Here is a 25,255-nt window from a genome sequence, read left to right as displayed (position 1 = left end):
ACCAGGTTATGCAGGCCAAGAAGCGGGCCCCAACAAATTGACCGGACAAATGTCTGAGCACATGTATAATCTAGACCCGATGTTGTTTTACGCGCCACACTCTTTGAGGATCTCATTGAGGGCTTGTTGCGGGTCTTCTGCCTGTGTAATGGGGCGCCCGATTACCATGTAATCCACTCCGGCTTTCAATGCCTGACTTGGCGTCATGATGCGGCGCTGATCATCGGCTGTGGCGGATGCGGGGCGGATACCCGGGGTGACAAGTTGGAATTCCGGACCCTGAGCGCCTTTCAGCATCTCTGCCTCCTGGGCGGAGCACACCACGCCATCAAGCCCGCAATCTTTCGCCAGCGTTGCCAGGCGCAACACTTGTCCATTGATTGAACAATCCAGCCCAATATCGTTCAACTCCCCCTCTTCCGTTGAGGTCAACACGGTGACGGCGATTAACAAGGGCGCGTTGGCGCCGTAGGGTTTTAGTGCCTCGTGCGCGGCTTGCATCATTCGTTTGCCGCCCGAGGCGTGCACATTGACCATCCAAACGCCCAGCTCAGCGGCGGCAGTTACGGCTTTGGCGACGGTGTTGGGGATGTCGTGGAATTTGAGATCAAGGAACACCTGAAAACCTTTTTTGACCAGGGTTCTTACCAGTGCCGGACCCTCGGCGGTGAAGAGCTCTTTGCCAACTTTGACCCGGCATTTGGTGGGGTCGAGCTTGTCTGCCATGGCGAGGGCGGACTCTGCATTGGGGTAGTCCAGTGCGACGATAACGGGGGAGTTTGGGACGGACATTTAGTGAACCGGGTGATTTTTTTACGAGGCCGTATTGTAGGGGATTTTGGGGGGTGGTTTAAGGGGGTTGCACAGGACTTCTCGGACAGGAATCAGATGGCCGCCCATCGCGCCAACGGAGGGCGCCTATTTGCTTGGGGGTATTCGCGGCTGGGAAGCCGCTCCCACAGAGAAGGGGCTCGAGGCTCCTACATGGAAGTCGCGCTAACAATGGAAGAGGCTATACGCCCTCCAGGCCTTTGATTGGCGCAAGGCCGCCCCAGCGCTTGCAGCTAGGACAAAGCCAGTGCAGCTGTTTTGCAGTGAAACCGCAATGCCCACACCGGTACTGGGGCATTGCATCCAGCCGCGCTGCGACTTTATCGAGCGTTTCATTGAGCTCTGCCACGTCTGACGAGCGAGACTGCAGCAAGGTCAGGTAGCGGTGCAACAATCTCAGGTTCGGCCGATCGCGCAACGCCAGCAGCAAAATATTCAGTGATTCCTCCAGGTCACGAGACGCTTCGAGCTCGGACTCTTTCAGCAGGCACGCGGCCAGCGCTGATTCCCGCCAGCCTTGGCGCAGTAATTCAATAGCACTCGCGCGATGCTTGGGGTCCTGTGCCAGCTCAGACAGCAAAGGGATAGCCGGGAATACGTAATCGAATCCACTGAGCACCGCCTGATTAATAGCACCCACCGCTGCTGCACGATTGCCCGCCTGCATTTCAATATCAGCCAAAAGCAAACAGGCCCGGGCAAGTCCTTTTTGCTGTAGCCTGGCCTGCTTTAGTAACCGCCGGGCTTCAAGCATATCGCCCGCCTTAAGTGCAACTGTTGCTTGCTCGCAGCAAAAGTGGGCACGTATGAGCTGCCACTCCTCCGACAGCTTCGTAAACCAGCCCTTGCCCAACCGGTCGACAATATCAATTGCCTTAGGCCATTCTTTTTCGTCCTGATAAATCTCCACCAGGAGATTCGCTACATCGTCGCGCGAGACGTCATCGGCGTCGAACAGCTCCAACAACAGCCGTTCGGCACGGTCCAGCAACCCCGCCTGATAGAAATCCCGGGCAAGCTCAAGCTGGGCGTTAAGTCGCTGCGCCTTGGAAAGACTCGGGCGGGATATCAGGTTCTGATGCACTTTGATGGCACGGCTGACTTCACCTTTGCGCCGGAACAAGGTGCCCACGGCCAGGTGTGTATCGAGGGTGGCTGGCGTCACATCGAGCCGGTGAATAAATTGATCGAGCCCCGCGTCTGACTCATCGCGCAGTATCAAGCCCAGACTTTTCAGCAGCGCCTGCTCGTCTGAACGCTGCTCCTCCAGCTCTTCGGGTTCTGCGCGGCGCTGATAAATACCCATGACATAGCCAATAATTAAGGCTATCAGCACCATGAGAAATATGCTGCCAGTGGTCATTCAGGCTTTAGTCCGCTTTGCCCTGGTTATAACTGAGCTTTTTGGTGAGTGAGCGGTTTTTCAACCGCAATTGATACACGCTGATTTGTGCGACTGCCAATCCGGCAAACACACCAAAAGACAGCGCCCCCAATACGATAATGCCCAAACTGAGCTCGACAGAGGTAACGCCGAGAAGATTCAATTCCACCTGAGTGCGATTCACCCAGCCGAACCAGGCGCCGAGAATGCCGAACAGCAATAGTAGAAACAGTACGATGATACGTTTTATGGCGCTCATGGTGCCCCTTAGGGGTATTCATGCAGGCTTTGGTTAACGCGATCGCGCATTTCCTTACCTGGCTTGAAATGCGGGACGTATTTACCTGCCAATTCTACCGAATCGCCGGTCTTTGGATTGCGGCCAATACGAGGTTCGCGATAGTGCAATGAAAAGCTACCAAACCCCCGGATTTCAATCCGGTCGCCCGCAGCCAGCACTTCTGACATATAGTCCAAAAGCAGCTTAACCGTAAGCTCAACATCCTTGGCAGACAACTGATCCTGCCGCTGAGCAATACGCTCAATAAGCTCGGATTTGGTCATTTTCTGGCCCCCAGGCGGTGGATTTACGCTCTCGAACGGCGAAAAATCGCCAAAATTCAATCACATAGCGTTATTTTTACACCAGCATTGGAGAATCTGCAACCAAAATTAAGGGTAAGTTGCTGTTTTTTATAGGGTTTAGGGTTTGATTTTGACTGTAGGAGCGGCTACCCAGCCGCGAATGGGTTGGTGCCGGATTCATTCGTGGCTAGGAAGCCGCTCCCACAGCTGAGCATTCCAGCTATGAAGCGGATGGCCGCCCCGCCGCTCCAACAAAAAAGGGCCGCATAAGCGGCCCTTTTCTACAGACATTGTAATCTTGCGATTACTTGTCCTGGCTCTGCATCTGGGCCTTGATCAGGTCACCCAGGGTTGCAGGAGCAGCAGACTCAGAAGACTTGTTGCTGTGCTCTTTGATCGCTGCTTTCTCGTCGTCTACATCTTTAGACTTGATAGACAGGTTGATCACGCGGTTCTTGCGATCCACGTTGATGATCTTGGCTTCAACAGACTCGCCTTCTTTCAGTACGTTGCGCGCATCTTCTACCTTATCGCGGCTGATTTCAGACGCTTTCAGAGTAGCTTCTACGTCGTCGGCAAGAGTGATTACAGCACCCTTGGCATCAACTTCTTTCACAGTACCGGTAACGATGGTGCCCTTGTCGTTGGTGGCAACATAGTCACTGAAGGGGTCCTGATCCAGCTGCTTGATACCCAGGCTGATGCGCTCGCGCTCGGGATCGATGGCCAGGATAACGGTTTCCAGCTCGTCGCCTTTCTTGTACTTGCGAACGGCTTCTTCGCCATTCTCGTTCCAGGAAATGTCGGACAGGTGAACCAGACCGTCGATGCCGCCATCCAGGCCGATGAAGATACCGAAGTCGGTGATGGACTTGATCTTACCGGAGATCTTGTCGTTCTTGGCGTACTGGCGACCAAACGCATCCCAGGGGTTTTCCTGACACTGCTTGATACCCAGAGAAATACGACGACGCTCTTCGTCGATGTCCAGAACCATCACTTCCACTTCGTCGCCCACGTTTACAACTTTGGACGGATGGATGTTCTTGTTGGTCCAATCCATTTCGGATACGTGCACCAGACCTTCTACACCCTCTTCCAGCTCGGCGAAACAGCCGTAGTCGGTCAGGTTGGTCACCACGGCTTTAACCTTGGCACCTTCGGGGTAACGGTTGGTGATAGCGGCCCATGGATCTTCGCCCAGCTGCTTCAGACCCAGAGATACGCGGTTGCGCTCGCGATCGAACTTCAGCACTTTAACGTCGATTTCATCGCCAACTGCAACGATTTCGCTTGGGTGCTTGATGCGCTTCCAGGCCATATCGGTAATGTGCAGCAGGCCGTCTACGCCGCCCAGGTCTACGAAAGCACCGTAGTCGGTCAGGTTCTTAACGATACCCTTAACGGCCATACCTTCCTGCAGGCTTGCCAGCAGTTCTTCACGCTCAGCCGAGTTGGCCTGCTCCAGAACGGCACGACGGGATACAACTACGTTGTTGCGCTTCTGGTCCAGCTTGATCACTTTGAATTCAAGCTCTTTGCCTTCCAGGTGCGCGGTTTCGCGTACGGGGCGCACGTCTACCAGAGAACCTGGCAGGAACGCACGGATGCTGGCCACGTCAACGGTGAAACCACCCTTAACCTTGCCATTGATAACACCGGTAACCACTTCGTCAGCATTATGCGCAGCTTCCAGTACTTTCCAGGCTTCGGCACGCTTGGCCTTCTCGCGGGAAAGACGGGTCTCACCGAAACCGTCTTCAACGGTTTCCAGAGCAACCTGAACCTCGTCACCAATAGACAGGGTCAGCTCGCCGTTTTCATTCTTGAACTGCTCGGCGGGAATCACGCCTTCGGATTTCAGACCGGCGTGAACAGTCACCCAGTCTTTGTCGATATCGATTACCACACCGGTCACGATGGTGCCGGGGATCATATCAACGGATTTCAAACTTTCTTCAAAGAGTTCTGCAAAGCTTTCGCTCATGAGGCTACCTAATAATGAGGACACAGGAATCCGGGGTTGTTATGGATTCGCTGCTTACCGTATCGCCAGTGACACGGGCCAGTTAAAAATAAAGCGCCAACTGCTCATTTCTGGCAAAGCAGCGGGACGCCGTAGGCTGGAAAACACGTTCGGCGAGGCGAAGGTTGGGTCAGCGTTTGTCGACTAACGCCAGCACCGCATCCTGCACTTCATCAATACCCATTTGCGAACTGTCGATTATCACCGCGTCCGCTGCAGGCTTGAGGGGTGAGACCTGTCGGTTCATGTCCCGCTCATCGCGTGCCTGGATGTCTTCCAGCAGGCGGCGGAGGTTAACAGATTCCCCCTTTGCTTTCAACTGGTTATAGCGCCTATTGGCCCTTTCCTCGGCACTGGCCGTGAGGTAGACCTTGACGGTTGCTTGCGGGAAGACTTCGGTGCCCATATCGCGACCATCGGCGACTACCCCAGGGGCTTGAGCGAAAGCGCGTTGACGGTCCAACAACGCTGCCCGAACGGCGGGTACAGCGGCCACTTGTGATGCCATGAGCCCGACCTCTTCCTGACGGATCGCCAAACTGACATCTTCACCGGCGAGCCAGGCACACACGCCGGTATCGGTAGGTTCAAAGCGGATATCCAGAGCCCGTGCAGCGTGGGCCAGAGCGACGTGGTCGTCTGCATTGATGTTATTACGCAGGGCAACTAAAGCGACCAGACGATATAAGGCGCCGCTATCGAGCAACTGTAGCCCGAGTGATTTAGCGACACGCTGGGCGATAGTGCCTTTACCGGAACCGGAGGGACCATCGATAGTGATGATGAGGGGGGTGTTTTCCATGTACTGCGCCGGATGTTGATAAAACTGAGGGCGGATTATACGGGGAAAACAGGGGTATGGGGACTCGGGTTGGGTGCCAGGCCATTCGCGGCTGGGAAGCCGCTCCTACACCTAACTGTTGGAGCGGCTTCCTAGCCGCGAATGCATTATAAAAAAAGACCGCTCGCTAAGATTAAAGGAGGCTGCCGACTCATCATGAACTGGCAATGGCTCCCTGCCCGCCTCCGAAACCTTAACAAACGGTAAAAATACCCAGGGCTATGGGTAGTACGGAAACGGTTTACTGCAGCCGGATAAGCGCGCGGTTTTTTTCAACCGTGGCAGCGCCTATACCCTTAACTTCAGCAAGCTGATCGATGGAGACAAACTTACCCACCTTTTCCCGGTAATCTACAATGGCTTGCGCTTTAGATGTGCCAATCCCCTTAAGGGAGGCCGACAACTCCTCCGCGCTGGCGGTGTTGATATTTACAGTAGAGGTCTGTGCCACAACAAGGGGTTTTTCGTCAGCAGAGACATATGCGGTGGGGACAACAGCGGATGTGAGCGCGGCGAGAAAAAAATGCCGGCAGCAATGCAGTAGTACGCTTCATACCAAATTCCTTTTCAGTAGTTAAGAATCCATTCTTTAAGTCGCCGTATTACTTACCGGCGATTACAGAGTAGGTAAACGGCGAGCGAATGTCTTGTGGGTGAATACGTCAAAGCGTGTAGGTGAATTTCCTACTTCATTTGTACCAAGTAAAGGGGTGCGAAAATTTGTCAATGATTCAGAGGATGGGTGGCACGAGAGTGCATTAAAACTATGGCTTTTTTGAGCCTTTTCGCGGCAGGGAAGCCGACCCGCGTTCCCACAATACTTTGCTTCTACTGTGGGAGCGCGGGGCGGCCTTCCGATCCCAGCCGCGAATCTCAGATATTAAGACTATTTATATGCTCACGCGTTGCCGCAGACAAACCGTTACTTGCCAATGCCATATCGATAGTGGCCTTTACGTAGCCTTCCTTACTGCCGCAATCATAGCGGCGACCGTTGTAGCGATACGAATAAACACCTTCATCTTTCAACATGGCGGCTATGCCGTCGGTGAGCTGAATTTCTCCGCCCTTACCTTTAGGCTGGGATTTGATGTACCCGAACACGCTGGATGACAGAACATAACGACCGGATACTGCCAAGGTAGAAGGCGCGTCCTCAACGGCAGGCTTCTCGATCATGCCCACTATGCGCGCAGTTTGCTCCGCACTTCCAGCTACATCCAGAATACCGTACTTATAGGTTTCTTCGCGTGGCACATCCTGCGTAGCCATCACCGACCCGCCCGTCTGATGATATACATCAACCATTTGAGCAAGAATCGGTTTGCCTTCTCCTACCATTAAATCGTCCGCAAGCAGCACGGCAAAATATTCATCATTGATCAACCTCTCGGCACAACATATAGCATGCCCTAACCCCAAGGCTTTTGGCTGACGAATATAAACACACTCCATATCATCCGGCTTTACAGAGCGAACCGTATCGAGAAGTTCTAGCTTGTTGGCGATTTCGAGTTCCGATTCTAGCTGATAGGCGCTATCAAAATGGTCTTCAATCGACCGCTTGTGATAGCCGGTAATAAATATCATTTCACGAATGCCGGCGGCATAAGCCTCTTCAACCGCATATTGGATCAAAGGCTTATCCACAATAGGCAGCATTTCCTTCGGAATCGCCTTGGTTGCGGGTAAAAAGCGGGTGCCCATGCCAGCGACGGGAAATACGGCTTTGGTGACGGGTTTATTGTTCATAATTTATTCCTTTGTTCAGGAAGTTCGCGGCTGGGAAGCCGCTCCCACAAGGCAGCTTTACACCATAATCAGGAAAAAACTGTGGGATCGGCGGCGCGGCCATCCGCTTCCCAGCTGCGAATAGCAAGGTTGAAATATATATGCCAACTACTGCCTTACTAACGAGAGAATCTCTTGCGTAACCTTATCCATCAGCGCCTTATCTCCACGCGTTTCCACATTAAGCCGCACTACTGGCTCAGTATTGGACATACGCAGATTAAAACGCCATTCATCAAACGTCATACTGACACCATCAGTTTTATCAATGGCAACTGCATCATTCTGGTAGGCGGCTGCAACGCGATCAATCGCCGCTTTGGCATCCACAACTTTGCTATTGATTTCACCCGGCGATGGGAATTTCGCGATGCGCTCGGCCAGCATGGACTCCAGAGGCTGGTCCTTCACCGAAATCAATTCGGCCACCAGCAACCAGGGGATCATGCCGCTGTCACAGTAGAAAAAATCGCGAAAATAATGATGCGCACTCATTTCACCGCCGTACACTGCATCCTCCGCCCGCATGATTTCTTTGATGAACGCATGGCCGGTTTTGGATTGGATTGCCTTGCCGCCGGAGGATTCACATATCTCAACGGTATTCCAGGTCAGACGCGGGTCATGAATAACCTTGGCACCCGGTGTTTTGGCAAGGAAAGCTTCTGCGAGCAAACCGACAATATAATAACCTTCGGTAAACTGCCCACTGGCATCAAACAAAAAGCAGCGGTCAAAATCGCCATCCCACGCAATACCCATGTCCGCCTTATGCGCCAATACCGCATCAATGGTGTCTTGACGATTGTCATGCTCAAGCGGATTGGGAATGCCATTGGGGAAAGTGCCGTCCGGCTCGTGGTGCACTTTGATAAAAGTAAACGGGAGGTGTTTTTCCAGCGCATCTATAACATGACCCGCGGCGCCATTACCGGCGTTAACCACCAACTTAAGCGGCTTTAGCTTGCTGACATCCACATAAGACAACAGGTGCTGTACATAATCCTCCAGCACAGACACCTGCTCATAGCTTCCACGGGTAGGAGCTTTTTCGCCGAACGCATTGTGTTCCGCTAATTGTTTAATATCCAGCAAACCGGAATCGTTACTGATGGGGCGCGAATCCTTACGCACCATTTTCATGCCGTTGTAATCGATGGGATTATGGCTTGCCGTTACTACAATGCCACCATCGACACCCAAGTGACTCGTGGCAAAATAAATTTCTTCGGTGCCACACAGGCCGATGTCCAGTACGTTCACGCCACTGTCACGCAGGCCTTCAGCTAACGCCAGTTTCAGTGACTCGCTGGTAAGGCGGACATCGCCGCCCACAACCACCTGCGCGGGTTTCAGAAATTCCGCATAGGCACGACCAATGCGATAAGCAATATCGTCATTAAGCTCTTCGCCCAATTTGCCACGGATATCGTAGGCCTTAAAGCAGGTTAACGCTGCAGTCATTATTTACTCCATCAATTTACATCATCGCCAGCCCTGGCTTTCGCGACTATTGGGCCTGCGTTGTTAGTTTTATACCCACATTCTGTGCCAACTCGGCAAAATTAGGGAATGACGTGCCCACATTGGCACAATTCAGAATGGTAATCGGGCCGGATGAGCGCAGTGAGGCAACGGCAAACGCCATGGCAATGCGATGGTCTCCATAGCTTTCCACGGTGCCCTGCCCCAGCTGCCCACCTTCGATTACAATACCGTCTGGCGTAGGCTCAGCCTTGATACCAAGCGTAATTAAGCCGTCTGCCATGCATTGGATGCGATCGCTCTCCTTGACCCGCAGCTCTTCGGCTCCAGTCAGTACTGTGGTGCCTTCGGCACAGGCGGCGGCCACAAACAGCACCGGACATTCATCAATAGCCAGGGGTACCTGGTCTTCCGGAATCTGAATGCCCTTCAATGGTGCATGCTGCACCCTAATGTCTGCGACCGGCTCGCCACCTACTTCCCGCTCGTTGCTGATGGTAATGTCAGCACCCATCAGACGCAAAATGTTGATAATGCCTATGCGGGTTGGGTTGATGCCTACATGGGTGAGCGTGAGATCACTGCCCGGGGCGATAGATGCAGCCACCATAAAGAATGCAGCGCTGGAAATATCAGCCGGCACGTCAATTTGCGTTGCAAAAAGCGAACTTCCGCCTTTCAGGCTCGCTTTTGGGCCTTCACTGCTCACCTTGTAACCAAAGCCGCGCAACATTCGCTCGGTATGATCGCGTGTGGGTGCAGGCTCTGTTACAGAGGTTTCACCGTCCGCATACAGACCTGCCAACAATACGCAGGATTTAACCTGTGCACTGGCCATCGGCAGGGTGTAATCCATTGCTCTAAGCGATTGGCCACCGGTGATTTTCACAGGGGGAAAACCCTTTTCACCTTCGGCTTCAATCCTGGCACCCATGGACAGCAGGGGTTTCACAACGCGGTTCATAGGCCGCTTGGACAATGACTCATCGCCGGTTAACACTGTATCGAAGGGTTGGCCGGCCAGAATTCCGGCGAGCAGGCGCATCGAGGTACCCGAGTTGCCTAGATAGAGTGGCCCAGCCGGTTTTTGCAGACCGTGGAGTCCGACACCGTGGATTTTTACCCGGCCGTTATTGGGGCCTTCGATAACGACACCCATATCGCGGAAGGCCTGCAGGGTGGCCAGTGCATCTTCACCCTCGAGGAAACCTTCGACTTCGGTCACACCCTCGGCCAACGAGCCGAGCATGATGGAGCGATGGGAAATGGATTTATCGCCCGGAACACGAATCTGGCCGTTGACCTGACCACCGGGTTGCATGACATATGTGACTTCTTTACTTTGCATTTTGGGAACAAACGCCTGTTTATTTATTAACCGTGTAAAGTGATCTCTCGCCTCTTTGGCGCGTGTGAACACGCCGAGCATATATTCGCTATCGTCTGTCGCGATAGCTTTACGCAAACGACCAAGGTTTGCGCTGAACAAATCAATGGCGTCCAACACACTGGCCTGATTGGCCTGCATAATGTCATGCCACATAACCGGATCGCTGGACGCGATACGGGTAAAATCCCGGAATCCACCCGCCGCATACCGGAAAATATCTTCGTTATCGGAATCGTGAGCCAGCGTATCTACCAACGAATAGGCGATGGCATGAGGTAAATGACTGGTGGCGGCCAGCACGTCGTCATGCAGGTCTACCGGCATATTCAGTACTTCCGCCTCAACAGCCTGCCACAAAGCTGTGACTTTCTGATGCGCTCCGATGCTGGTCTCTTCCACCGGCGTAAGAATGACGCGATGATTGACATACAAATCCGGGTTACAGGCGCTGACGCCGCTTTTTTCCGAACCCGCGATGGGGTGGCCTGCCACCAGCTCGGGGGGCACAACCCCCCATACCCGGCGTGCAGCATCAAGCACACTGCCTTTGACCGAGGCGCCGTCCGTAATAATGATGCCGGCTGGTAAGCAGGCTTTGCATTCGTCTAACACCGATTCGACGGCCAACGTGGGCACAGAAATAAACACCACATCGCCCGGCACCAACTCACCTGACAATTCAGACAAGGACAGCGCACCAGCGTCAATGATACCCATCGACTGTGCTTCCTGCAGCGTCTCAGTCCGGCGCGCAACGCCTAACACACGCCCGACCCTACCGCGCTGTTTTAATCCGGCAGCCAGGCTGGACCCGATTAACCCCAGGCCAACCACAACCAGTGTGTTGACGACGTTCACACTCTGCCCTCAGGCGCAGGCAATACGCCCTGCGCAATTAAAAAAGCCAGTAGTTGATCTACACAGCCTTGTACATCATGCTCTGCAGTATTCAATACAAGATCGGGTGAATCGGGAATTTCATAGGGAGAATCTACGCCAGTAAACTGCCGGATTTCTCCCGCCCTGACTTTTTTATACAAGCCCTTCGGATCCCTGGTCTCACAGACCGCCAGCGGTGCGTTGACGTGCACTTCAAAAAACTGGCCTTCCGGAAACAGGCTTTTTGCCAGTCGGCGCTCGGCATTAAACGGCGAGATAAAGGCACTGATCACAATAAGACCAGCATCCACCATTAACCGGGACACCTCGGCAATCCGGCGGATGTTCTCAACCCTGTCGGCATCGGAAAAACCCAGATCCTTGTTCAAACCCATGCGCACATTGTCGCCATCCAAAAGATAGCTGTGCCTATCAGCCTTGAGCAGCTCCAGTTCCAGCGCATTGGCAATGGTGGATTTGCCTGAGCCACTGAGGCCCGTGAGCCAGATCAGACAAGGGCGCTGGCCTTTTTGACGGGCATGCTGCTCCTGGTCGACACTGTGGCTGTGCCAGGTCAGAAAATCCCCAGCCATTTACAGCACGCCTTTAGGATAAGAACCCAATACCTTCAGATCGGCTACGCGTTCTGCGACTTCTGCGAGAGCTGTCTGCACCGGCACATCGTCGGTATGTCCTTTGAAATCAATAAAGAACACGTAGTTCCAGGCACCGGTACGGGACGGGCGCGTTTCCACGCGCGTAAGATCCACTTTGTGTTTCTGGAAAGGCGCCAACAAATCGTGCAAGGCACCGGGAGAGTTCTTCACCGAGACGACGATAGACGTTTTGTCCGTGCCACTGGCAGGTACGCGCTCGGTACCAATGATAAGAAACCGGGTGGAATTATCCGGCTCATCTTCAATTTTTTCATGCAGCATATTGAGGCCATACAGCTCTGCTGCCATGCGACCGGCAATGGCCGCCGCATTCCACTCACCCTTGATCCGCTTGGCGGCTTCAGCATTGGAATTAACCGCTACGCGCTCGGCTTTAGGGTAATGTGCATCGAGCCATTTTCGGCATTGGGCCAGCGATTGCGAGTGGGAATAAATGCGCGTAATCGCATCCTTGTGGGTGACATCGGAAATCATCAGATGATGATGAATACGAAGCTCAACTTCACCACAAATTTTCAGATTGGAGCCGATGAAATTGTCCAGGGTGTGGGTGACAACACCTTCACTGGAGTTTTCAACGGGAACGACGCCGTAGTTTACGGCACCCGCCTCCACTTCTCGGAACACCTCATCGATGGCCGACATCGGGCGGGTAACCGCACTATGGCCAAAGTGCTTGATTGCCGCTTGTTGAGTGAACGTGCCCTCCGGGCCGAGGAACGCCACTTTGATGGGCTCTTCCAGGGCCAAGCAGGCAGACATTATCTCCCGGAAAAGCCGCGCCATTTCCTCATCGTTAAGCGGACCTTTATTGCGCTCCATGGCACGCCGCAACACTTGCGCCTCGCGCTCTGGCCGGTAAAACGTCACCTGCGGCTCGCCAGCGGCTTTTTTGACCTCAGCAACTTCCTGGGCACAGCGGGCGCGCTCGCTGATCAACTCGCCGATTTGTTCATCGATAGTGTCTATCCGGTCGCGCAGCGCGATCAGATTCTGTTTCGTTTCCGATTGTGGATCGTGACTCATACAAATGTTCTTTATTTTAACGGGCTTACTCTTCGCCGCCTTCTTCCGGTTCGTCTTCTTCAGACTCCGCAATGCGCTCGACTCCTACCAATTGTTCGCCGTCTTTGACTTTAATCAGGCGAACACCCTGGGTGTTCCGGCTCAGTACCGACACCTCATCAACCCGCGTGCGCACCAGCGTGCCCAAATCGGAAATGAGCATAATTTCTTCACCGTCCATGACCTGAACAGCGCCGACCAGCGCGCCATTGCGCTCAGAACTTGCCATTGCGATCACGCCTTGCGAACCACGCCCCTTGGTCGGGAACTCATCTACCTGAGTACGCTTACCGTAGCCATTTTCACTGACAGTCAACACGTAGCCATTCTCTTGCGGCACAACCATACCCACTACGGTTGCACCTTCGGGCATACGGATGCCGCGCACACCGCGGGAAACGCGGCCCATCGAACGTACATCGTCTTCGGCAAAACGAGCGGCTTTGCCAGTAGAAGCAAACAGGATAATGGTTTGCTTACCATCGGTAATGGCCGTCTCTACCAACTGATCCCCTTCATCGAGCTCAATCGCTTTCAGACCGACACTGCGGGGACGGGAGAATTGGGTTAACGCCGTTTTCTTGACTGTGCCGTTAGCCGTGGCCATGAAGATAAAATGATCGTCGTCGTATTCATCAACAGGCAGAATCGATGTCACCCGCTCACCTTCAGCCAGTGGCAGCAAGTTAACCACTGGACGACCACGTGACTGGCGACCCGCCAATGGAATTTCATAGACTTTTAACCAGTACACCTTACCGGCATTGGTAAACAGCAATATGGTGGTGTGGGTATTGGCAATCAACAAATGCTCAACGAAATCTTCGTCTTTTACGGCAGTGGCAGACTTGCCCTGCCCGCCCCGGCGCTGCGCCTGGTAGTCGGTCAGCGGCTGACTTTTTGCGTAGCCACCGTGGGAGATGGTTACCACACGATCTTCTTCTGTGATCAGATCCTCAATGGTCAGGTCGCGACGTGACGTGACGATTTCCGACCGGCGCTCATCACCAAAATCCACCAGTACCTGTTCTAATTCGCCGCGAATCACTTCCATCAAGCGGACGGAAGACCCGAGAATTTCCAGGTATTCAGCGATCTGGTTGAGTTTTTCCTGATACTCCGCCAACAGCTTGTCGTGCTCCATGCCGGTGAGGCGGTGCAGGCGCAATTCCAGAATGGCCTGAGCCTGCTCGGGCGACAGATAATAACGACCGTCGCGCATGCCGAACTGTTCCGGTAAACCGTCCGGGCGACAAGCATCGCTGCCCGCTCGCTCGAGGAACTGACTGATGGTGCCAGACTCCCAGCCACGGGCGAGCAAGGCATCTTTTGCATCCGCCGGTGTCGCAGAAGCCTTGATCAGCTCGATCACAGGATCAATGTTGGCGATGGCCACCGCCAGGCCTTCCAGAATATGGCCGCGCTCGCGCGCTTTACGCAGCAGATAGACCGTACGCCGGGTCACCACTTCGCGCCGGTGGCGAACAAAATACTCGAGCATCTCTTTCAGGTTCAGGATGCGCGGCTGACCGTCAACCAAGGCGACGATATTGATACCGAAAACGTTTTCCAGCTGGGTCTGAGCGTAGAGGTTATTGAGAATAACGTCGCCCACCTCACCCCGCTTCAGTTCAATCACCACGCGCAAACCGTCTTTGTCGGACTCGTCGCGCAGCTCACTGATGCCTTCGATTTTCTTTTCTTTTACCAGTTCCGCGATCTTTTCAATCAGGCGGGCTTTGTTCACCTGATAGGGAATTTCTGAAATGACAATGCGCTCGCGGCTGGTTTTTGCATCCACTTCCACTTCCGCGCGGGCGCGGATATAAATACGACCACGTCCGGTTTTATAGGCTTCGATAATACCCGCACGGCCGTTAATGATGGCCGCCGTGGGGAAATCCGGCCCCGGAATGTACTCCATCAGCTCGTCGATGGTGATATCGGCATTGTCAATCAACGCCAGACAGCCCTTGACCACCTCGGTCAGGTTGTGGGGCGGGATATTGGTCGCCATACCCACCGCAATACCGGAAGAGCCATTGACCAACAGATTCGGAATGCGTGTGGGCAGTACCGCGGGTATTTGCTCGGTACCGTCGTAGTTAGGGACGTAATCAACCGTCTCTTTATCGAGATCAGCCAGTAAATCGTGGGCAATTTTGGCCATGCGGATTTCGGTGTATCGCATGGCGGCTGCGGAATCGCCGTCAATGGAACCGAAGTTACCCTGGCCGTCTACCAGCATGTAACGCAGACTGAATGGTTGAGCCATCCGCACAATCGTATCGTACACAGCAGAGTCGCCGTGAGGATGGTATTTACCGATCACGTCACCGACAACACGGGCCGACTTCTTGTAAGGTTTGTTCCAATCGTTATTGAGCTCGCTCATAGCGAACAGCACGCGCCGGTGCACAGGTTTAAGGCCATCGCGCACATCGGGCAGTGCACGGCCAACGATGACGCTCATGGCATAGTCGAGGTATGACTGCTTGAGTTCGTCTTCGATATTGACTGGTGATATTTCTTTCGCTATTTCACCCATGGAGGCTCTTTATCCTTTGCTTGTTGGTCTTAGCCCTGCAACCCCGCGCAGCTCAAAAAGTAGGCTGCAAAGGTGGTTTTTCGAGCACCTCTGCGCTGGCAGAGTCAGGCGCGGCTTTACAGCCCGCACAATCGCCGGATACTACCATAAATTCAATTACATAGGCACTGCCCCTGATGCTGAGCGAACATCCTAGGTATACTGCCCGACCGGAGCCCGAGCGGCACACGAACTGGTCAAAAAGCAACCAGAATAGAGGGTGAGAAATTCCATGAATTCAGGCAAACAAACCGTCGATCTGGTGATCAATGCGAAGTGGATAGCACCGGCGGCACCAGAGGGTCGCGTACTCAGTGACTGCGCTCTGGTGATCTCTGACGGAAAAATCGTGGACATAACCAGCCAAACGCAGGCGACCCGACAATACCTGGCAGAGACTGAGCACCACCTGGATCATCACCTGGTCACCCCTGGCTTTATTAACGCGCACGGTCATGCGGCCATGACGCTATTGCGGGGCTACGCCGACGACCTGTCGCTACAGACCTGGCTGGAACAGCATATCTGGCCGGCAGAGGGCCGCCATGTGGGCTTCGACTTCGTTTACGACGGCACCCTGCTCGCCACAGCCGAGATGATACGCTCGGGCACGAGCTGTTTCTCCGATATGTACTTCTACCCGGACGCGGCCGCCAAGGCTGTGCGCGAGGCGGGCTTGCGCGCCCAGATCACCTTCCCGATCATAGACTTCCCTACCCCTTGGGCAGCGACCGAAGACGAGTATTTCAGCAAGGGCCTGAAACTTCATGATGACTACCGCAACTACGACCGTATCGCCATCGCCTTCGGGCCGCACGCACCTTACACCGTAAATGACCAGGCACTCAGCCGGGTTGCGACGCTGGCATCCGAACTGGATGCAGGTATTCAGATTCACGCGCACGAAACCGCCACCGAGATTGCCAACGCAGGCGACATCCGCCCATTGGAGCGACTGGCGCAGCTGGGCGTGCTGGGCCCCAGGACCCAATTGGTGCACATGACCCAATTAACCGATCGGGATATTGAACTGGTTCAGCAATGGCAATGCCATGTGGTGCATTGCCCCGAGAGCAACATGAAACTCGCCTCCGGCATCTGCCCGGTGACAAAATTGATTGAGAATGGCGTCAATGTCGCACTGGGGACCGACGGCTGCGCCAGCAACAACGATCTGAATATGGCCGGAGAGATGAAATCGGCGGCGTTTTTGGCGAAAATCGCCTCCGGAAACCCTGCCAGTCTTTCGGCCCACGAATGCCTGAGCATGGCCACCATTAATGGCGCAAAGGCACTGGGTATCGACAACGAGACAGGCAGTATTGAAAAAGGCAAGCGCGCAGACATCGCCGCTTTCCCGCTGACCGGCATCGGCAACCTGCCCTGCTATGATCCCGTCGCCCAGTTGGTGTACAACGACAATGCCCATTCGGCCTCACACCTGTGGGTTGACGGCAACGCGCTACTCATCGATCACGCCCTCACAACGCTGGACGTCGATCAGCTGGCGCAGCGGGCGCAACAATGGCAGAAGAAGATAGTAACAGGACGACAACCATGAAAACCCACACCTCAACCAATGTTGACCCGGCCGAGGTGGCAAAATTCGAGGCCCTGGCCAATCGCTGGTGGGATCCCTCGAGTGAATTCAAACCGCTGCACGATATCAATCCGTTGCGGGCCAATTACATCGACAAACACGCTAACGTTGCCGGCAAAAAAATACTGGACGTGGGCTGTGGTGGCGGCCTGTTAACCGAAGCCATGGCCCAACGGGGCGCGTCGGTGACCGGCATTGATATGGGTGAAACCCCGCTGAAAGTGGCCAGGCTGCACGCGCTGGAATCTAACCTCGATATCGATTACCACCAGACCACAGCGGAGGCCTACGCCAGCGAAAACGCCAACCGTTTCGATGTAGTAACATGCCTGGAAATGCTGGAACATGTCCCCGACCCCGCTTCTGTCATTCGCGCTTGTGCGGCGATGGTAAAGCCTGGTGGTCACCTGTTTTTCTCCACCATTAACCGCAATCCGAAGGCCTACGCCTTCGCAATCATTGGTGCAGAGTACGTCCTGAAGCTGCTGCCGAAAGGCACCCATGAATACGCCAAATTTATCAGGCCCTCTGAGCTCGCAGGCTGGTTACGCAGCGCTGGACTTCAGATCGGCCATATGACAGGCATGACCTATAATCCTTTTACGCGCCAGTACAAGCTCGATGACCAAGATGTGTCCGTGAATTATCTGGTACAAGCACGGAAACCCCATGACTGAAATAGCAGTACTGTTTGATCTCGACGGCACGCTGGTCGATACCGCTCCGGACTTTATTGCCGTTGCCGACGAATTACGCCAGACCTTATCCTTGCCCGCCGTTGACCCGGTTAACATGCGCGATCGGATCAATGGTGGCGCGGCCGCCATGGCGGCGCTGACCTTTGACGTGACCGAGGCGACCGAGACCCAGAAGCAAGCGTTTCTCGAGGGCTACACCCGACGCATTGGTGAGCGGGCAGCGGTCTACGCAGGACTGTCAGACCTGATCAACGACCTGACCGCCCATGGAATCGCCTGGGGCGTTGTCACCAATAAGCCCAAGCGCTTTACCGACAACCTGCTCGCTCGCTTATCCCTGACACCGAATGTGTTGGTGTGCGGCGATGAGGTAAAAAGCCCAAAACCACACCCCGAGTCTTTACAGCTGGCGGCGGCGCTGCTCGGTGCCGATGAGCAAAACTGTATTTATTGCGGTGATCATGAAAGGGATATCCAGGCCGCATTGCGCGCCGGCATGGTTGCCTATGCGGCTGGCTACGGCTATCTTGAAATTGACACCCGACCCAGCGAATGGCAAGCCAAAGCCGTGGCCCATACCAGCAATGAGTTAGCCGTGCTTATCCGCAGCAGCATTAATGCCATACACCCCAATTTGTTGAAATACGCCTCATGAAATTATCCGAATACGCACCTGCAAAAGACCTGCTCAAAGACAAAATTATTATTGTAACTGGTGCAGGTTCCGGCATCGGCAAACAGGCAGCACTCACGTTTGCACGTCACGGCGCAACCGTGGTTTTGATGGGAAGAACCATCGCTAAGCTTGAGCAGGTGTACGACGCCATAGACGCTGAAAATTTGCCTCAGGCCGCTATCTACCCAATTAATTTTGAAGGCGCGGTGGAAAAAGACTACATCGACATGGCCGACAAAATTGACGACGCATTCGGAAGAATTGACGGCATTTTGTTTAATGCAGCTGAACTGGGTGAACGAACGCCATTAGAAAATTATGCCGCCGACACCTGGCAGAAAATACTGCAGGTGAATGCCACAGCCCCCTTTCTGATGGTCAAGTCGCTATTACCACTATTGCGCGCAGCGCCCAGCGCAAGCGTAGTGTTCACAGGCTCCAGCGTGGGCTACCGGGGACGCGCGTATTGGGGCGCTTACGCAGCGAGTAAGGCCGCGCAAGAAAACCTGATGCAAACACTGGCCGATGAGGAAGATGGAACCAGCCAGGTCAGGGCTAACAGCATTAACCCCGCCGCTACACGCACCGCGATGCGAGCTGCGGCCTACCCGGCGGAAAATCCGGAAGACGTAAAGCCCGCCGATGCGTTAATGCCTGCCTACCTATGGCTGTTGGGGCCAGATTCGGCTGTGCACTCAGGCAAGCAATTTGATTGGGATAGCGAAATTTAAAATCGGTTCAGCGTGAGCTGCCAAATGGCCACGGGTGTTCAAAAGGATCCGTCTGACCGTCGGTATAGGGGTCTTGTTCTGCAGCCGGTGCAGACGGTGTGACCGGCTCTGTTACTGGACTGGCCTGCTGTTGCGCTACGTTCACGATTTGAGTAGCTACCATGGCAGGCACAGGCTGCACCGTTTCTATGCGGCTGACTTTACCCGCTTCCAAATAGATGTGCTTCTGGAAATAGGCCTGGTCCACAGAACGCCGGTTATAAAATAAAAACACGTTTAACCGGTCGGTAGTCTGAGCCACCAAGGGATAAACAAAAATTTGGGTCTGCTGCTTCTTTTCGATGGTTGCGGGTGGGCCGAGATGGCGCAAAAGCCATTGCTCATCAGTCACACCAGGTATGATACTGGCCCAGACAGCCGGGTTAACAGAAACTTCCTGATAGCGGGTCTCAGTGGTCTTCTGGCGATCGACAAAACTGCAGCCGGCCAGCACACAGATAACAAACGCAACTCCGGTTGCACGCAACATCAGACCATAGCCTGTCGCGGTTCACGCAACATGGCAATCAACGATGCTTCAGCCAGCGAAATACCGGAAGCATTGGCGACCTGTTCAACGCTTAATCCCTGACCCAGCATGAGACGTGCCTGACGGTAGCGCTTCTCCTGTTTATCAGAAAGCGAAACCACGTTATCAGCCGTTTTGGGTGCCGTCTGTCGTAGAGGTTTATCGGTTTTTGGTTTTATCGCCTTTTCAATGGTCAACAGTTTTTTGCCCATGCCCACCAAGCCATGGCTGTTCGCCATCAGATCGTGCTGCAAACTGGCGAGCAATGCCTGGGTTTTCTGCTCCTGCAAGCGGGTCTGACGCAGGCTCATCAAAGCAAATGCGGTGGCCATCCAGCTGACCATCACCGCCCCTACCAGTATCCAATTGAGATCCGAGAGACCCGCAAGAATAGACGCCATCATGTCAGATGCTCTCCAGCTCTGCCCATTCACCATCAGACAGCAGCTTGTTCAGTTCAATGAGAATCAACAGCTCATTGTTTTTATGGCAAACGCCCTGGATGAATTTGGCACTTTCATCGTTACCCACATTGGGTGCGGTTTCTATTTCTGATTGCCGGAGGTAAACCACTTCCGCCACACTATCTACCAGAATACCCACCACGTGACTGTCGGCTTCAATGATGACAATCCGGGTATTGTCGTTTATTTCACCGGACTCAAGACCAAAACGGTGACGGGTATCAATGACCGTTACCACATTGCCGCGCAGATTGATGATCCCCAGCACATAGGAAGGCGCACCCGGCACCGGCGCTATTTCCGAATAGCGCAGGACTTCCTGCACCTGCATGACATTGATGCCATAGGTTTCGCCCGCCAGCTTGAACGTCACCCACTGGAGAATGGGGTCATCACTGGACTTGGTTTTGGTAGAACTGGTAGCCATGCGGACATTCCTCAGCTAAAGCGTCAAAAAACTAACGACTGTTTCTTAAATATAGTTTAAAGCAGCATCTGTGCCAGTCAGTTCAACAGCTTTATAGACGCGGTTTGCGGCTGTTCTTGTCGGACGCATTCAACAATTCAGCCATATTGGGAATATCAATGAGTGCGCACATGTATTCCTTCACTGTGCCGGCCAACCATGGCCTTTGCGTGCGCCCCGATCGCCATTTCACATCCTCCGGCGACAAGGTTTTGGGCTGTTCCACCGAGTCAACCGCCAGCCCCCAAGGCACCCCGTGAATAGAGATGACGTATTTAGCCGTGTCCAGAAAGGCTTTGTTATATCTTTCGGGCATAACAAATAGCGCAGTATTAACCGTTTTGATTTTTCCCATGGGGGTTGGCTGAATGCCCATAAACCAGTCGGCCTGACCGAACAGTGGCGTCAACTGTTCATCTATAGGCTGTATCTGGCCCAGGGCAATCAAAGGCACCGCCAATGTCAACCCATAAACCTTGAACAAGAGCACATCGAATCGTTCCTGGGCCCATTGTGGTCGGCCGTTTTCACACCACTGTAAAACCGCTTGCTCATGCGGTTCAACGAGCAACTGGGTGTCCTCGTCGGGGGTCTCAATGACTTTATCGACAGGTTCCTGAGCAGCTGGCGGGTTTACGGTGGTGAGTGGCGCGGCCTTGACTTCAGAGGCCAATGCGGTTCTGGCAAATTGTGCTGAATTCAATAATCGGTTCAGTTTTTCCCGATCAACCGCGTCAGATTCCGCCAGATCTGGTTCTCGTGTTTCGCGTACTACGGGTTTAGCCTGGGTAACTGGCTTTGTGTCGGAATCCGTCTCTACCGACCCGGCTTGTGGGCTCTCCCGACTGTTCCGATCCGGGCCGGTTTCCAGAGGTACGTCCTCAGCGTCGTAGAGCAGCTCTGCCAGATAATCGCACACGCTGTCTTGCGGGTTATTCAGGCTCATGACACCTGCTCCAGTGGCGCAGATCCGGCAAACCATTTCAGAAACTGACGGTAATCGGTGACGCCGTGGCCTACGGGATTCATGCGATGGGGAAACCGCCCCATTTTGGATGCGTCGCGAAACCGGGTATCTACCGGTATTTTGCCCGGAAACACCTGGTCGCCGTATTGGTTTCTCAATTGCCGTAAGCTGCTGACGCTCGCCTGCGTTCTGCGGTCAAACATGGTTGGCAGAATCACGGGTTGCAATCGGCTTTTTCTGGAGCGCGCCATCATTTCAAGCGTGTGCAGCATTCGTTCAAGCCCTTTTAATGCCAGGTATTCAGTCTGCACAGGAATCACCAGCTTTTCACAGGCGGCAATCGCATTTACGAGCAATACACCCAGTAATGGTGGAGAATCAATAATTGCAACGTCAATATTTGAAGATATCATTGCCAACGCTTTGCCGATCACCAGCCCCATACCGTCGCGCCCAATCGCCTGGCGTTCCAGAGTGGCAAGCGCCATTGAGGCAGGAATAACACGAACACTGTCCAAGTCGGTAGGCTTGCAAGTAGATAAAACCAGATTAGGATTAAGGGATTCCCGCTGTTCAAACAGGGTGTAGCTACTGAGTGACTGCTGATCCGGATTGTGCCCGAAATAGGCCGACAGAGAACCGTGAGGATCCATATCAACAAGCAAAACGCGACGGCCCTGCTCCGCCAGCAAACCGGCCAGGGTAATTGCGGTGGTGGTTTTACCCACGCCACCTTTCTGATTGGCAACGGTCCAAATTTCCACGTTATTGCTGCTGATCAGCCTCTGGATCTTGTGCTTCCCGAATACGTTCAGGATCACTGGTAAACAATAGCCCACCACTTTTCAGCTTGATCGCCCGCAAGCCATTGCTGGTGGCGGGCGGTTCTTCCGGCCCGGTTTGTTGAGACTCGGAAACCTCCGGTTGGCGATCCTCTTCAGGTTGGGCCGGCCGTGGCTCGATGTTTGCGTCTGCGAGGTTTCGTACAGGCCGATTAATTGGCGCGCGTGCAACCATGATCGCCACTCTGCGATTCTGGCTTCGCCCGGCTTCTGTGCTGTTATCGGCAATAGGCTGAAATTCTCCATAGCCCACAGCGGCTAAACGGCGCGAATCCACCCCGGACTCTGCCAATAATTTGACAGCAGCACTGGCTCTCGCGGCGCTCAGCTCCCAGTTTGAGGGATAACGGTCGGTCACAATGGGATCGTTGTCTGTGTGCCCTTCAACCTGTACCGGATTATCGGCCTGGCCAAGCACCCTGGCCAGTTCGGTAAAAATAACACGGGCATCTTCATTGGGCTCAGCACTGGCAGAACCAAACAGCAACTGGCTTTTCAATTCGATTTCAAGCCAATCTTCGTTGGCGGTTACACTCACCCATTCTCTGTTAATCAGGTCTCCGAAGGTTTCCCGGAGTTGTTCTGCCATATGCGGCAGATCAACCTGGCGATCAAAAGCGCCATTGCCCGGCTGTTCGCCGGTTTCGGGAGTTTGGGTATCAATGGCGGAGGCTTCTGGCGAACGGCTTGGTTCCCCCACCTGTATGGGGTTAAGGGTCTGATTCTGAAACTTAAAACTGCTCATTAAGGTGTCAGACAGTACCCGGTATTTTTCTTCCGACACCTGCGACACCGAATACATGACGACAAAAAAGGCAAACAGCAGCGTTATAAAATCGGCATAAGACACCAGCCAGCGTTCGTGGTTGATGGCCATGTGAGCACTGGCATGTTTGCGGCGAGCCACGGTCAGGCCTGCTGGGTGTAGCCGTTAAGCTTCATTTCAATAGCTTTGGGGTTTTCGCCCTCGGCAATGGCCACGATACCTTCGAGCATCAATTCGCGGTAACGACTTTGTTCCAAAACACACTGTGACAGCTTATTGGCAACCGGAATCAAAAGCAGGTTGGCCAGGGCGACCCCGTAAATGGTGGCGACAAAAGCCACCGCAATACCCGGCCCAAGCTGGGAAGGATCGGCCAGGTTTTGCATGACTGAAATCAACCCCATAACCGCCCCCAGAATCCCGATGGTTGGCGCGTAGCCCCCCATGCTTTCGAAGAACCGAACTGCATCAATATCCCGCGACTCGAGGATATCCAGGTCGTTTTCGAGCACTCGCCGGATGTCTTCCGGTTCGCTACCATCGACCAACAGCTGCAGCCCTTTGCGTGCAAACGGATTGCGCTCGGATTCAGATAACGCTTCCAGACCCAATAACCCTTCCTTGCGCGCTGCGGCTGCCCAGCGTACCACCTGCTTGACGCCGGTATGATACGGGGTTGCCGGGGCCTTCAGAATCCAGGGCAGCATAGACAACGATCGGCGTAAACGGTTGCGCGGTGTTTGTAACAATGCCGCACCAACGGTGCCGCCAATGACAATAATGGCGGCGGGACCATTGAGCAAACTGGTCCAGGAGCCGCCTTCCAACCAGTTCCCGCCTATCAGCGCTGCAAAGCCGATAATGACACCCAGAATGGTCAACAAGTCCATAGGTTAAAGCTCCGTACTCAGAAGCCGACTGAGCTCTGCTAACTTGCATACCCGATCCGACAACCCTTCGCGCACTACCGCCTGCGGCATGCCGTAGATAACGCAACTGTCTTCGTCCTGGGTCCAAATGTGCCCGCGTTGCTGCTTAACCAGCCGGGCACCATCGCGACCGTCACTGCCCATGCCGGTCATTATCACACCTAACAGGCCGGCGCCCTGAGCCTTGGCTGCGCTGGCCAGCGTGATATCGACACAGGGTTTATAATTCACCCGGTCATCACCATCGATAACGCTGATGGTCTGCTTGTTCACCGGGTGCAAGATGGTTTGCTTACCACCGGGTGCCAACAACACCGTACCGGGTACCAAAAGGTCATTATCCGTGGCCTCTTTTACTTTAACCCGGGACTGTTTATCCAACCGCTCGGCAAACGCTCGGGTAAAATTCTCCGGCATGTGCAACACCAGAATGACCGGTAGCGGAAAATTGGCGGGCAGATTGCGCACAACTTCAGTGACTGCCAGCGGACCGCCGGTTGAAGCACCAATCACCACTAATCGAATCTGGCCTTTGATATTGGCCACTTTTGGGACGTCCACCGGCTTCACCATCGGTGTCTGTGTTGCAGCCGTTTTTCGCGCTATCTGAGCCAGTTTCTGGTGCAATTTTGCTTTGAGTGCCGCTGAGTTACTGGACACCTCGGAGAAATTTTTCGGCAGAAAATCCACGGCACCGGCGTCAAGCGCATCGAGCGTCGTGCGCGCACCCTCGTAGGTCAAGGAGGAAAACATAAGAATCGGTGTTGGATTTTCTGCCATGATCTGGCGAACGGCGGTTACGCCATCCATCATCGGCATTTCGTAATCCATGGTAATTACGTCGGGCTTCAGTGCTCTAGCCTTCTCCACGCCCTCCCTGCCGTTGGACGCCTTGCCAACTACCTTAAAGCGAGCATCCGCATTAATGATTTCCGTTAACCGCTGCTGAAAAAAACGTTAGAGTCATCAACGATGAGAACCTTGATGACCATTAATACCCCCGTATC

General features: G+C 54.0%; 25 protein-coding genes. 4 read left to right on the top strand and 21 right to left on the bottom strand.

Annotated elements, in window-relative coordinates:
• Nucleotides 1-87 precede the first annotated feature (87 nt).
• From pyrF to gyrA, 13 genes are all read right to left on the bottom strand, one after another.
• Nucleotides 88-792, bottom strand: coding sequence for an orotidine-5'-phosphate decarboxylase (gene pyrF / locus M5M_RS02580; RefSeq protein WP_024330264.1), 705 nt, complete (start codon nt 790-792; stop codon nt 88-90).
• A 220-nt stretch (nt 793-1,012) separates the two neighbouring features.
• A complete protein-coding gene (locus M5M_RS02575) occupies nt 1,013-2,194 on the bottom strand; it encodes a tetratricopeptide repeat protein (protein WP_015045907.1) in 1,182 nt (393 codons plus the stop codon).
• 7 nt (nt 2,195-2,201) lie between these two features.
• Nucleotides 2,202-2,474 (bottom strand): LapA family protein, encoded by a 273-nt coding sequence (locus M5M_RS02570; RefSeq protein ID WP_015045906.1) that lies wholly within the window; start codon nt 2,472-2,474, stop codon nt 2,202-2,204.
• 8 nt (nt 2,475-2,482) lie between these two features.
• Nucleotides 2,483-2,779 (bottom strand): integration host factor subunit beta, encoded by a 297-nt coding sequence (ihfB, locus tag M5M_RS02565; protein ID WP_015045905.1) that lies wholly within the window; start codon nt 2,777-2,779, stop codon nt 2,483-2,485.
• Nucleotides 2,780-3,104: 325 nt separating this feature from the next.
• Entirely contained in the window at nt 3,105-4,787 is a 1,683-nt protein-coding gene (gene rpsA / locus M5M_RS02560) for a 30S ribosomal protein S1 (protein ID WP_015045904.1), read from the bottom strand.
• A gap of 169 nt (nt 4,788-4,956) precedes the next feature.
• Nucleotides 4,957-5,628 (bottom strand): (d)CMP kinase, encoded by a 672-nt coding sequence (cmk, locus tag M5M_RS02550; protein ID WP_015045902.1) that lies wholly within the window; start codon nt 5,626-5,628, stop codon nt 4,957-4,959.
• Between the two features lie 280 nt (nt 5,629-5,908).
• A complete protein-coding gene (locus tag M5M_RS02545; RefSeq protein ID WP_016389179.1) occupies nt 5,909-6,118 on the bottom strand; it encodes a ComEA family DNA-binding protein in 210 nt (69 codons plus the stop codon).
• 422 nt (nt 6,119-6,540) lie between these two features.
• A complete protein-coding gene (galU, locus tag M5M_RS02540; RefSeq protein WP_015045900.1) occupies nt 6,541-7,419 on the bottom strand; it encodes a UTP--glucose-1-phosphate uridylyltransferase GalU in 879 nt (292 codons plus the stop codon).
• Between the two features lie 147 nt (nt 7,420-7,566).
• Nucleotides 7,567-8,922, bottom strand: coding sequence for a phosphohexomutase domain-containing protein (locus tag M5M_RS02535; protein WP_015045899.1), 1,356 nt, complete (start codon nt 8,920-8,922; stop codon nt 7,567-7,569).
• Nucleotides 8,923-8,968: 46 nt separating this feature from the next.
• Nucleotides 8,969-11,191, bottom strand: a complete 2,223-nt coding sequence (locus tag M5M_RS02530) for a bifunctional prephenate dehydrogenase/3-phosphoshikimate 1-carboxyvinyltransferase (protein ID WP_016389178.1) — start codon at nt 11,189-11,191, stop codon at nt 8,969-8,971.
• A complete protein-coding gene (gene cysC, locus M5M_RS02525) occupies nt 11,188-11,805 on the bottom strand; it encodes an adenylyl-sulfate kinase (protein ID WP_015045897.1) in 618 nt (205 codons plus the stop codon). The genes M5M_RS02530 and cysC overlap by 4 nt, the downstream gene beginning before the upstream one ends.
• Nucleotides 11,806-12,915 (bottom strand): prephenate dehydratase, encoded by a 1,110-nt coding sequence (gene pheA, locus M5M_RS02520; protein ID WP_015045896.1) that lies wholly within the window; start codon nt 12,913-12,915, stop codon nt 11,806-11,808. It abuts the gene before it with no gap.
• 25 nt (nt 12,916-12,940) lie between these two features.
• Nucleotides 12,941-15,502: a DNA gyrase subunit A gene (gene gyrA, locus M5M_RS02515; RefSeq protein ID WP_015045895.1), complete on the bottom strand. Its 2,562-nt coding sequence runs from the start codon at nt 15,500-15,502 to the stop codon at nt 12,941-12,943.
• A gap of 271 nt (nt 15,503-15,773) precedes the next feature.
• Here gyrA and M5M_RS02510 point away from each other — a divergent pair, with 271 nt between their 5' ends.
• From M5M_RS02510 to M5M_RS02495, 4 genes are read left to right on the top strand one after another with little or no spacing between them, the layout of a single operon-like run.
• Nucleotides 15,774-17,102 (top strand): TRZ/ATZ family hydrolase, encoded by a 1,329-nt coding sequence (locus M5M_RS02510; protein WP_015045894.1) that lies wholly within the window; start codon nt 15,774-15,776, stop codon nt 17,100-17,102.
• Nucleotides 17,099-17,818 (top strand): bifunctional 2-polyprenyl-6-hydroxyphenol methylase/3-demethylubiquinol 3-O-methyltransferase UbiG, encoded by a 720-nt coding sequence (gene ubiG / locus M5M_RS02505; RefSeq protein ID WP_016389177.1) that lies wholly within the window; start codon nt 17,099-17,101, stop codon nt 17,816-17,818. Before M5M_RS02510 ends, ubiG begins: the two co-directional genes overlap by 4 nt.
• Nucleotides 17,811-18,494 carry an HAD family hydrolase gene (locus M5M_RS02500; protein ID WP_015045892.1) on the top strand — a complete coding sequence of 228 codons (684 nt, stop codon included), beginning with the start codon at nt 17,811-17,813 and terminating at the stop codon, nt 18,492-18,494. Before ubiG ends, M5M_RS02500 begins: the two co-directional genes overlap by 8 nt.
• Nucleotides 18,491-19,246, top strand: coding sequence for a YciK family oxidoreductase (locus tag M5M_RS02495; RefSeq protein WP_015045891.1), 756 nt, complete (start codon nt 18,491-18,493; stop codon nt 19,244-19,246). Before M5M_RS02500 ends, M5M_RS02495 begins: the two co-directional genes overlap by 4 nt.
• 7 nt (nt 19,247-19,253) lie before the next feature.
• Here the strand turns inward: M5M_RS02495 and M5M_RS02490 are convergent, their stop codons facing one another.
• From M5M_RS02490 to M5M_RS02455, 8 genes are all read right to left on the bottom strand, one after another.
• Nucleotides 19,254-19,775, bottom strand: a complete 522-nt coding sequence (locus M5M_RS02490) for a hypothetical protein (RefSeq protein WP_015045890.1) — start codon at nt 19,773-19,775, stop codon at nt 19,254-19,256.
• The gene (locus tag M5M_RS02485; protein ID WP_015045889.1) at nt 19,775-20,218 is read right to left on the bottom strand and encodes a DUF2802 domain-containing protein; all 444 of its coding nucleotides are present in this window, start codon (nt 20,216-20,218) and stop codon (nt 19,775-19,777) included. The genes M5M_RS02490 and M5M_RS02485 overlap by 1 nt, the downstream gene beginning before the upstream one ends.
• A 1-nt stretch (nt 20,219) precedes the next feature.
• Nucleotides 20,220-20,705: a chemotaxis protein CheW gene (locus M5M_RS02480; protein WP_015045888.1), complete on the bottom strand. Its 486-nt coding sequence runs from the start codon at nt 20,703-20,705 to the stop codon at nt 20,220-20,222.
• A gap of 91 nt (nt 20,706-20,796) precedes the next feature.
• A complete protein-coding gene (locus tag M5M_RS02475; RefSeq protein WP_015045887.1) occupies nt 20,797-21,690 on the bottom strand; it encodes a chemotaxis protein CheW in 894 nt (297 codons plus the stop codon).
• On the bottom strand, nt 21,687-22,475 hold the full coding sequence (locus tag M5M_RS02470) for a ParA family protein (protein ID WP_015045886.1): 789 nt from the start codon (nt 22,473-22,475) through the stop codon (nt 21,687-21,689). Before M5M_RS02470 ends, M5M_RS02475 begins: the two co-directional genes overlap by 4 nt.
• Nucleotide 22,476: 1 nt before the next feature.
• The gene (motD, locus tag M5M_RS02465; protein ID WP_015045885.1) at nt 22,477-23,460 is read right to left on the bottom strand and encodes a flagellar motor protein MotD; all 984 of its coding nucleotides are present in this window, start codon (nt 23,458-23,460) and stop codon (nt 22,477-22,479) included.
• Between the two features lie 2 nt (nt 23,461-23,462).
• The gene (locus M5M_RS02460) at nt 23,463-24,209 is read right to left on the bottom strand and encodes a flagellar motor protein (RefSeq protein WP_015045884.1); all 747 of its coding nucleotides are present in this window, start codon (nt 24,207-24,209) and stop codon (nt 23,463-23,465) included.
• A gap of 3 nt (nt 24,210-24,212) precedes the next feature.
• Nucleotides 24,213-25,175, bottom strand: coding sequence for a protein-glutamate methylesterase/protein-glutamine glutaminase (locus tag M5M_RS02455; protein WP_338057835.1), 963 nt, complete (start codon nt 25,173-25,175; stop codon nt 24,213-24,215).
• Nucleotides 25,176-25,255: the final 80 nt, after the last annotated feature.

The organism is Simiduia agarivorans SA1 = DSM 21679, assembly GCF_000305785.2.
Lineage (GTDB): Bacteria > Pseudomonadota > Gammaproteobacteria > Pseudomonadales > Cellvibrionaceae > Simiduia > Simiduia agarivorans.
This window is presented reverse-complemented; position numbering and strand designations above follow the sequence as displayed.